At 71.2% G+C, this 8562-nt stretch carries 7 protein-coding genes and 1 pseudogene; 1 reads left to right on the top strand and 7 read right to left on the bottom strand.

Annotation, left to right across the window (positions count from 1 at the left end):
* A pseudogene (locus IJH84_RS27475) lies at positions 1 to 382 on the top strand (hypothetical protein); the annotation flags it as partial.
* A 212-nt stretch (positions 383 to 594) separates the two neighbouring features.
* Here IJH84_RS27475 and IJH84_RS27470 read toward each other — a convergent pair.
* The 7 genes from IJH84_RS27470 to IJH84_RS27440 form a co-directional block, all read right to left on the bottom strand.
* A complete protein-coding gene (locus tag IJH84_RS27470) occupies positions 595 to 1779 on the bottom strand; it encodes an acyl-CoA dehydrogenase family protein (protein ID WP_200072022.1) in 1185 nt (394 codons plus the stop codon).
* Positions 1780 to 1781: 2 nt separating this feature from the next.
* A complete protein-coding gene (locus IJH84_RS27465; protein WP_295150752.1) occupies positions 1782 to 2732 on the bottom strand; it encodes a 3-hydroxyacyl-CoA dehydrogenase NAD-binding domain-containing protein in 951 nt (316 codons plus the stop codon).
* Between the two features lie 8 nt (positions 2733 to 2740).
* A complete protein-coding gene (locus IJH84_RS27460) occupies positions 2741 to 3478 on the bottom strand; it encodes an acetoacetate decarboxylase (RefSeq protein ID WP_295150749.1) in 738 nt (245 codons plus the stop codon).
* A complete protein-coding gene (locus tag IJH84_RS27455) occupies positions 3475 to 4671 on the bottom strand; it encodes a CaiB/BaiF CoA-transferase family protein (RefSeq protein WP_295150747.1) in 1197 nt (398 codons plus the stop codon). The genes IJH84_RS27460 and IJH84_RS27455 overlap by 4 nt, the downstream gene beginning before the upstream one ends.
* A gap of 248 nt (positions 4672 to 4919) precedes the next feature.
* On the bottom strand, positions 4920 to 5810 hold the full coding sequence (locus tag IJH84_RS27450; protein WP_295150744.1) for a LysR family transcriptional regulator: 891 nt from the start codon (positions 5808 to 5810) through the stop codon (positions 4920 to 4922).
* 70 nt (positions 5811 to 5880) lie between these two features.
* Positions 5881 to 6840 (bottom strand): ABC transporter permease, encoded by a 960-nt coding sequence (locus IJH84_RS27445; protein WP_295150741.1) that lies wholly within the window; start codon positions 6838 to 6840, stop codon positions 5881 to 5883.
* The coding region (locus IJH84_RS27440; protein ID WP_295150736.1) for an ATP-binding cassette domain-containing protein at positions 6840 to 8562 on the bottom strand (1723 nt) is incomplete at its 5' end. The genes IJH84_RS27445 and IJH84_RS27440, both read right to left, overlap by 1 nt.

The raw sequence follows: 8562 nt of genomic DNA, 5'->3' as shown, positions 1-8562 counted from the left end.
GGCTTCGCGGCGTGCTCGGCTGCTCGCCGCGCTGCGGCCGGACGCGACGCCTGCGGCGGACGTCGTCGAGGCCGCGGACGAAGTGCTGGCCACCAACGCCCGGGACCTGGTGCCGCTTCCGAGGTGGCGCGACGGCCGGATGCTGCTGCTGGGCTCAGCACTGCGCGACCGCGATCTCGACGTCTACGAGCGGTTGCGGCGGCCCCGCATGGAGCGCAACGCGGCCCGCAGCGCCCGCATGTCCATGGCGATCGACGCCGGCCACGCCGAGCGTCCGGAAGACGTCGAGCGGCTGCACCAGCGGCACATCGACGCACCGGACGACGATCCCGGCGAACTGCTGCGCTGGGACGTCGAGCTGCCGGACGTGGAAACCGCCTGAGTCCGCGGTTTCCGGAACCTTGTCGCCGCAGTCCGTTTCCGGACACTGTGGACGGTGGGCCGCCTGCGGAGACCGCCGGCGCACGGCACCCGCGTCCGGCCCGCTGACCGCACATCCTCGCGGCGAACGACCGGAAGCGAACAGCCCGGTCGTGACGGGCCGAGCACTCGGTGACGGGCTGCCGGTTCAGCGGCAGCCCGTCACGGAGTACCTCACGTGAAAGCGCTCAGCCCGGTGATGGACTTGCCGACGATGAGCGTGTTCATCTCGCGGCTGCCCTCGAAGGAGTAGATCGCCTCGGCGTCGGCGAAGAACTTCGCGACCTCGTAGTCCAGCACGATCCCGTTGCCACCGAACAATTCCCGCGCCCACGCCACGACTTCGCGCATCCGCGTGGTGGTGAACGCCTTGGCCAGCGCGGCCTGATCCGCACCCGCCTTGCCTTCGGCGGTGAGCTGGTTGAGCCGCACCACCATGCCGAACATCGCGGTGACGTTGCCGAGCATCTTCACCAGCAGGTCCTGGATCATCTGGAAGCCGCCGATGGGTTTGCCGAACTGCTCGCGGCCGACCGCGTACTCGCGGGCCAGTTCGTAGGCCCGCAGCGCCACCCCGAGCGCCTGCCACGCCACGCCGCCGCGGGTGCGGGCGAGGACCTTCGCGGTGTCCCGGAAGCTGTCGATGTTCTGCAGCCGGTCGGCCTCCGGCACCCGGGCGCCGTCCAGCACGATGTCGGCGTTCTGCACGGTGCGCAGCGCGACCTTGCCTTCGATCTTGGTGGCGGTGACGCCGGGGGTGTCGTGGCCGACGACGAAGCCTTTCACCTGGTCGTCGGCGACATCGCGGGCCCAGACCACGATCACGTCGGCGAAGGTGCCGTTGCCGATCCAGCGCTTGGCGCCGTCGAGCACCCACTCGTCGCCGTCGCGGCGGGCGGTGGTGCGCATCCCGCCTGCGACGTCCGAGCCGCCCTCGGGCTCGGTGAGCGCGAACGCGCCGATCTTGTCCATGCCGACCAGCTGCGGCATCCAGCGGTCCCGCTGCGCCTGGTCACCGCCGCCGTAGATGCTGCCCATGGCGAGGTTGTTGTGCACTCCGGCGAAAACCGCCAGCGACGGATCGACGCGGTTGAGCTCGATGCTCAGGAAACCGGGGAACAGCGGGCTGCGCTGCTTGCCGTCGCCGAACTCCGGGTACGAGTAGCCCGCCAGCCGCAGCTTGGCGAACTTGCCGATCGCCTCGGGCGGGAATTCGGCGCGTTCCCATGCGCCATTGGCGATCGGGGCGATCTCGCGCTGCAGGTAGTCGCGGATCTCGGCGAGCTCGGCCCGCTCGGCGTCGCTGAGCAGCTCGGCGTAGCCGAAGAAGTCGGGTTCGGAGTTGGCCTTCCTGGGCATTGTTACCTCGCAGATTCGTCGTGCAGCGCTGCGCGCAGCGCCAGGTGCTTGCGGTCGCGCCGCTGGGAACGCGCCCGGTACGCCTCCGGGCCGGAGCCGTAGGCGGACTCGGTCTGCCCGGCGATCTCCTCGATCGCGCCGGAGGTCAGCGCCGGGTGGCCGAGATCGCCCCAGCGCCGGGCCATGCCGTGGCCGAGGTGCTGCATCATGTGCCGGATGCCGCCGGGGCCGCCGCCGAGGTGGAAGCTCTCGAACGGGCCGACGGTCGCGTAGCGGCCGCCGAGCGAGGACTTCATCACGGTGTCCAGCTCGTCGGCGCTGACCACGCCGTCCAGCACCAGCGAGATCGCCTCCTGCATCAGCGCGCTCTGCAACCGGTTGGCGACGAAACCGGAGACCTCCTTGTGCTCGCGCACCGGGGTCTTCCCGAGCGTGCGGTAGAACTCGATCGCCCGGGTGATCACCGGCTCCGCGGTGCGCTCGCCCGGCACGATCTCCACCAGCGGCACCACGTGCGGCGGGTTGAAGGGGTGCGCGATCAGCACTCGGGAAGCGTCCTGTTCGGACAGTTTCGCGGCGATCTCGGAGGCGACGATGCCGGAGCTGGACGAGGCCAGCACCGCTTCATCCGGTGCCAGCCGGGCGATTTCGGCGAAAAGGTCCTGTTTGGACTCGAGTCGCTCCGGTCCGTTCTCCTGCACCAGGTCCGCGTCGGCGACGGCCTCGGCGAGGTCGTGCACGGGGCGGACCCGGCTGCGCAGGTCTTCCGGGTCGGAGTCCGGTATTCCGGCCGACAGCGACGGAATCGCGTCGGCCACCAGCTGCTCCAGATCTTCGCGCGGGTCGGTGATCCGCACGACGCGGCCGTGCGCGGCGAACAAGGCGGCCCACGACAGGCCGATGGTGCCCGCCCCGACCACCGCCACGTTCGTCCATTGTGGATCGTTCGGCATTTCTTCCCTCATTCGGCGAGGTAATCGTGGACCGGGCGCGCCGGACCCAGGGTGAGATCGGTGACGATGTGGCTGGCCGAGACGACCTCGCGCACCGGCAGATCCGCCAGCGGCGCCAGCGCGTGCTCGAACAGCTGCAGCCGAGCCGGGCCGGTGTAGGCCTCCTTGACCACGATGTCGGTGATCTGGGTGCGCACCAGCTCGGCGATCCGCGGCGCGGCGTCGTAGCCGGGGACCAGCTTGAGCATGAACGTGGGAACCGTGATCTGCGCCTTCGCCGCATCCAGGTCCAGCGCGTGGTGCTTGTAGCCCATCGTCGCGGTCGCCACCCGCTGCGAGCCGTAGTCCAACGTGCCCACCAGAGCGGCGTGGTCGGCGAACAGCGCAGGCGAACCCATCACCTTCGGGTAGGCGCTGAGCTCCCGTCCCGCGGCGGTGGCGGGGAAGTTGTTCAGGTACATGGCGTGCAGGTACTCGCCGTGCTCGGAGCCGTGCCGCACCGGGATCGCCTGCCCGGACTCGACGTACGGGCCGAACGAGGTCACCTCGCCCATCTTCATGATCTCGAAGCGCACCAGCGGCTCGTCGAACTCCAGCGGCTCCGGCACCACCGCCCGCAGCGCGTCCGGGTCGGTCCGGTACACGACGTTGAGGTACTCGCGGTCGGTGAACCGGGCCGCGGTGGGTGCGTACGCAGGGGCGCCGAGCGGGGTGGTGAAGCTGCGCAGAACTTCGTCACGCTTCACCGCTGACCTCCCTGGCCCAGCTCGTCGAGGACTTCGTCGGTGTGCTGGCCGGGAATCGGCGCGTGCTCGCGCACCGAGGCCGGCGTCGCGGAGAAGTTCATCGGCACCCCGACGACGCGGTAGGAGCCCTCGCTGGGGTGCTCACCGAGGTCCAGCAGGTGTCCTTGCCGGACGTAGGGGTCCTCGGCGGCTTCGTCCAGCTTGAGCACCGGGCCGACCGGGATGCTGTTCTTGGTGCACACCTCGATCCACTCGTCGGTGGTCAGGTTCGGCGTGACCGACTCGATCAGCTCGGCGATCGCCGCGCCGTGCGCGCGGGCGTCCAGCACCTCGCCGTTGACCCGCGGATCCTCGGCCAGTTCCGGGTGGCCACCGGCGCGGAAGAGGTCCCGGCAGTTCTGCGGGGTGTACGGCATGATCATGACCTGGCCGTCCTTGGTGGGCCGCGCCCGGTGCCCCTTGTTCATCGACAGCGGGAAACCGGTGCCGCTCATCGGCGGCTCGAACACCGCTCCCTGCAAGTGCTCGACCATGTTGAACGCCAGCAGCGTGTCGGTCATCGGGACCTCGACGAGCTGCCCCTGCCCGGTGGCGCGCTGGTGGTGCAGCGCGGCCAGCGTGCTGTAGGCGATGGTCAGCGCGGCGACCTTGTCGCCGAAGATGCTCGGCAGCACCGCGGGCGAGCCGATGTCCCCGGCGCGCTCGGCCAGGTCGAGCAAGCCGGAGGCGGCCTGCACGGTCTCGTCGTAGGCGGCGAGGTCGGCGCGTTCGGAATCGGGGCGGAATCCCTGCGCGTGCGCGTAGATCAGGTGCGGGTGCTCGGCCGCGAGGCTGTCGTAGTCCATCCCGAGGCGGCGCAGCGCACCGATCCGCATGTTCGTGATCAGGATGTCGGCGCCGCTGATGAGCCGCAGCGCTTGATCGTGGCCGGCCTCGTCCTTGAGGTTCAGCGACACGCTGCGCTTGTTCCGGTTCACGTTGAGGTGCAGCGATGTCATGCCCGGTGTGTTCCGGTATTGCGTGCTGTTGCGCACGGTGTCCTTCGGTGACTCGATCTTGATGACGTCGGCACCGAGGTCGCCGAGGATCTGGGCCGCGTACGGCCCCATGACCACAGTGGACATGTCGATGACGCGCACCCCGGCCAGCGGGCCCTCCCGGCCCGAGGTCGCGGTGGTGGCAGGGGCGTTCATGCAGGGCACTCCCGGACGAGGCGATTTCGTTTGCTTCACTAACGACATTAGGAGCGGGTCGCGCGCAGCGGCAATCGATCGGTGCGCCCGATCGGAGAACGACGGCGTGACCGCAGCGGTCCAGCGGGATGCGGTATTTCAGCGGGTAGCTCGGCGGTCGCGGATTTCCGCTGCACCGCCCGGTGTTCGTGGACGCCCGCCACCTCGAATTACCCGGGGCCGTCCGGCAGCACACCGCCGGGCGCGCGTCAGCCCAGCGCCGCGATCGCTTCGGTGAGCAGTTCGTGCAGGTCACCGCCGGGTGCGGCCCGGTCGCAGCGGTAGATCAGCCCGGTGGACAGCGCCGGTTCGAAATCGGCGAACGGCAGCGCCACCACGTCGTCCCGGCGCGGGCCGCTCAAGGACTCGCCGCTGCCGAGGATGGTGACCGCGAACGCGCCGCCGCTGGCCACGAACTCCGCGGTGCCCGAGTAGTCCAGCGAGTTCAACGTCGTCCAGCGGTGCACCCCGGCAGCGGCCATCCGCACCTCGAGCTGCTCGAAGTACGTGGGGTTCATGCCCGAACCCGGGCGCACGAAGACGTGGTCGGCCAACTCGGCCAGCGACACCGAGCTGCGCCCCGCGAACTCCGCGGCGGGCAGCACCGCGCCCACCGGTTCCCGCATGACCTCCCGGACCTGCACGTCCGCCACGTGCACCGGCAGGTGCACCAGCGCCAGCTCCAGTTCCTGGCGGCGCACCTGACCGGCCAGGTCCAGGCTGCCGCCCGGCCAGCGGCGCACCTCGAACCGCTGGGCGGCTTCGAACTCCTTGAGCAGGTTCCGCAGCCGCTCGTTCAAGGCGGGAGCGATGCCGATGTGCACCACGGCGGGCTGCGCGCCCAGCTCCTGGCGCAGCCGCCGCGGAATCTCGTCGAACCGCGCCAACGCCTCGCGCGCCAGCGGGAGCAACGCCGATCCGGCCGGGGTCAGCGCAACGTTGTGCGAATCCCGCTCGAACAGGCGCACGTCGAGCTCGCGCTCGAGGTCCCGCACCCGGCGGCTCAACGGCGACACCGCCATGTGCAGTTCGCGGGCCGCCCGGGAGAAGCTCAGGTTCTCCGCGACGGCCGCGAAGTAGCGCAGGTGGAAGACCTCCATCGCGGAGCAGCTTATGCGCCCGTGTTCGAACTCGTCTCGCGCAGGGCCCGGCGGCGGGCCGCCGAACGCGTCAGCTGGTGACGTCCTTGTGGTGGAAGTGCCACAGCGCCAGCGCGGTGAACACCGCCGCGTAGATCACGCCCGAGCACGCGCCGTGGACCACACCGGCCCATTCCGGACCCTCGCCCAGCAGTCCCGTCCACGACGTCGCGTAGTGCGTCGGCAAGTACGCGCGCAGGCCGCCGAGCGCGGAGATCTGGTCGAGGATCTGCGACAGGATGGACAGCACCACCGCGCCGCCGACCGCGCCCAGCGGCGCGTCGGTGCGCACGCTCAGGCACAGCGCCAGACCGGCGACCCAGCTCAGGTGCACGGCCAGGAACGCCACCGCCAGCACCAGGTCGAGCGCGCCCAGCGGGAACGGCACCACGCTGCCCGAAGGACTCACCAGGTCTCCCGGGCCGTACCAGAACACCCCGACCGCCAGCGCGATCGCGGGCAGCAGCACCAGCCCGCACAGCGACAGCAACGCCGCGACCAGCGCCTTCTGCCGCAGCAGGCGGGCCCGCGGCACCGGCGCGGCCAGCAGGTACTTCAGGCTCCTCCAGGAAGCTTCGCTGGCGACGGTGTCGCCGAAGAACAGCGCGACGATCACCACCAGCAAGAACGGGGCCGAGGAGTACAGCGCGTACATCGCGAAGTTCAGCCCGCTGCCGGTGGCCAGATCCACCAGTTCACCGGAGGCGCGGCGGGCGGAACCGGCGTCGCCGATCTCGAACGCGGCCAGCAGCAGCAACGGCAGCAACGCCAGGAAACCCAGCGCGAACCGGGTGCGCCTGCGCTTGAGCTGCCTGGCCAGCTCCACCCGGACCGGCAACGTCCGGGACGCGCGGTAGCCGCGCACGCTGCCGTCCGGCTGGGTCGCGTCCAGGCCGCTGACCGGTAGCAACGCCGCGTCGGTTTCCGCTGCGTGCTGCGACGGCTCCTGCTGGGTGGCCCGCTCCTGCCGGGTGGCCGGTTCCTGCGTCATCAGCGTCGCTCCTCTCCGACCAGGTCCAGGAAGGCGTCTTCCAGCCGGCGACGCGGGCCGACCTGGCTGATCGCCACTCCCGAAGCCACCAGCACGTTCACCGCCACCGACCGGGGCTGCCCGGCCAGGTCGGCGTGCAGCAGATCGCCGTCGACCTCCACCGCGCCGAGTCCCTCCAGCCGGCGCAGCGACTCGGCGGCCTGCTCCGGATCGTCGACCCGGAAGGTCGCCTGCCCGTCGAGCGCGACGACGTCGTCCACCGCGCCCGCGGTGACCACCTCACCGCGGTGCAGGACGACCACGTGCGTGCAGGTCTGCTCGATCTCGGACAGCAGGTGGCTGGAGATCAGCACGCTGCGGCCGGTCTCGGCGTAGCGGCGCAGGATCTCGCGCAGCCGGTGGATCTGCGGCGGATCCAGCCCGTTCAACGGTTCGTCCAGCACCAGCAGGTCCGGCAGCCCGAGCATGGCCTGCGCGATGGCCAGCCGCTGCCGCATGCCCCGGCTCAGCGTCGCCGTGCGGCGGTCGGCGTGCTCGTCCAACCCGGTCATCTGCAGCACCTCGTCGAAGCGGGCCTGCAGCGCGGGGCGGCCGGTGGCGGCCCAGTGGTTCTTCAGGTTCTCCAGCCCGGACAGGTGCGGCAGGAACCCGGGCGACTCCACCAGCGAACCCACCCGGGACAGCACCGGCGCGCCGGGGCGCACGGGATGTCCGAAGACCCGCACCGAGCCGGAATCCGGCCGCAACAGGCCGAGCAGCGTGCGCAGCGTCGTCGTCTTGCCCGCTCCGTTCGGCCCGAGCAGCCCGACGACCTGGCCGCGCTGCACCTGCAGCGACAATCCGGACAGCGCGGTGATCCGGTGCGGATAAGTCTTGTGCAGCTCGCTGATCTGCAACGGCACCTCGGCCAGCGCTTCGTCCGGAGCCTGCGCCCGGCCGCGCAGCCGGGACGCGCCCCAGGCCAGCAACGCCAGCAGCACGACGGCTCCGGCGCCTGCGAGCGGCGCGAACGGGAAAGTCGCCGCGGACACGGTCGTCCCGCGCACCGAAGGCACCGACACGGCGTTGTTCCCGGCCAGGGCAACCCGATGCACGGAAGGCTCCACCGGCGTCGCGTACGCCTGATCGGTCGTGGTCACCGCCAGTTCCAGGCGGTGGCCCGGCTCCAGCGAGTGCACGACCCCGGGCAGCGAAACGTTCACCTCGGAAGGCTTGCCATCGGGGGAAAGCCCGGTCACGTGCATCGGCGCGGCCGAGTCGCCCAGCAGGTCGCGCCTGCCCGCCGGATCGATGTCGTAGAGCTTCGCGAACAGCACGGCGTCGCCCGTCGCGGGCTGGCCGGGCACCGAGGACACCGACAACCGGGTCTGCGCGGCACCGGAGATCAACGTCCGGGACGAGGCCGGATCGGTGCGGAACGCCGCGACCTGGCCGGGCAGATCGCGCGCGGCGGACTCGTCGCCGTGCTGAGCGGCCCCGGCCGCAGGCAGCGAACTCGTGGAACCGGGCGAGCCACCGGGCGGGTTCACCACCGTCGCCGCCGCACCGCGCAGCGGCAGCGAAAAGCGCGGAGTGCGCTCGGCGGCCAGCCCGGGATAGGCGGGCGCCGCGACCGTGCGCACCGGAATCTCGCCGTCGCGCCGCGGCGTCCCGGGAACGTCGTACTCGACCCCGCTGCCCGGGTCGCGCGGCGGGCCGGGCAGCAGGATCGCCGCCTTGCCG

Origin of the sequence: Saccharopolyspora sp. (assembly GCF_017434145.1) — a bacterium.
Lineage (GTDB): Bacteria > Actinomycetota > Actinomycetes > Mycobacteriales > Pseudonocardiaceae > Saccharopolyspora_C > Saccharopolyspora_C galaxeae.
Note: the sequence above shows the minus strand (reverse complement) of the source record. Positions and strands in the feature narration are given on the sequence as shown.

Excerpts from the sequence above, each read along its gene's own strand:
- IJH84_RS27470 (WP_200072022.1), bottom strand. The coding sequence starts at position 1,779 with ATGCCCAGGAAGGCCAACTCCGAACCCGACTTCTTCGGCTACGCCGAG.
- IJH84_RS27465 (WP_295150752.1), bottom strand. The coding sequence starts at position 2,732 with ATGCCGAACGATCCACAATGGACGAACGTGGCGGTGGTCGGGGCGGGC.
- IJH84_RS27455 (WP_295150747.1), bottom strand. The coding sequence starts at position 4,671 with ATGAACGCCCCTGCCACCACCGCGACCTCGGGCCGGGAGGGCCCGCTG.
- IJH84_RS27450 (WP_295150744.1), bottom strand. The coding sequence starts at position 5,810 with ATGGAGGTCTTCCACCTGCGCTACTTCGCGGCCGTCGCGGAGAACCTG.
- IJH84_RS27445 (WP_295150741.1), bottom strand. The coding sequence starts at position 6,840 with ATGACGCAGGAACCGGCCACCCGGCAGGAGCGGGCCACCCAGCAGGAG.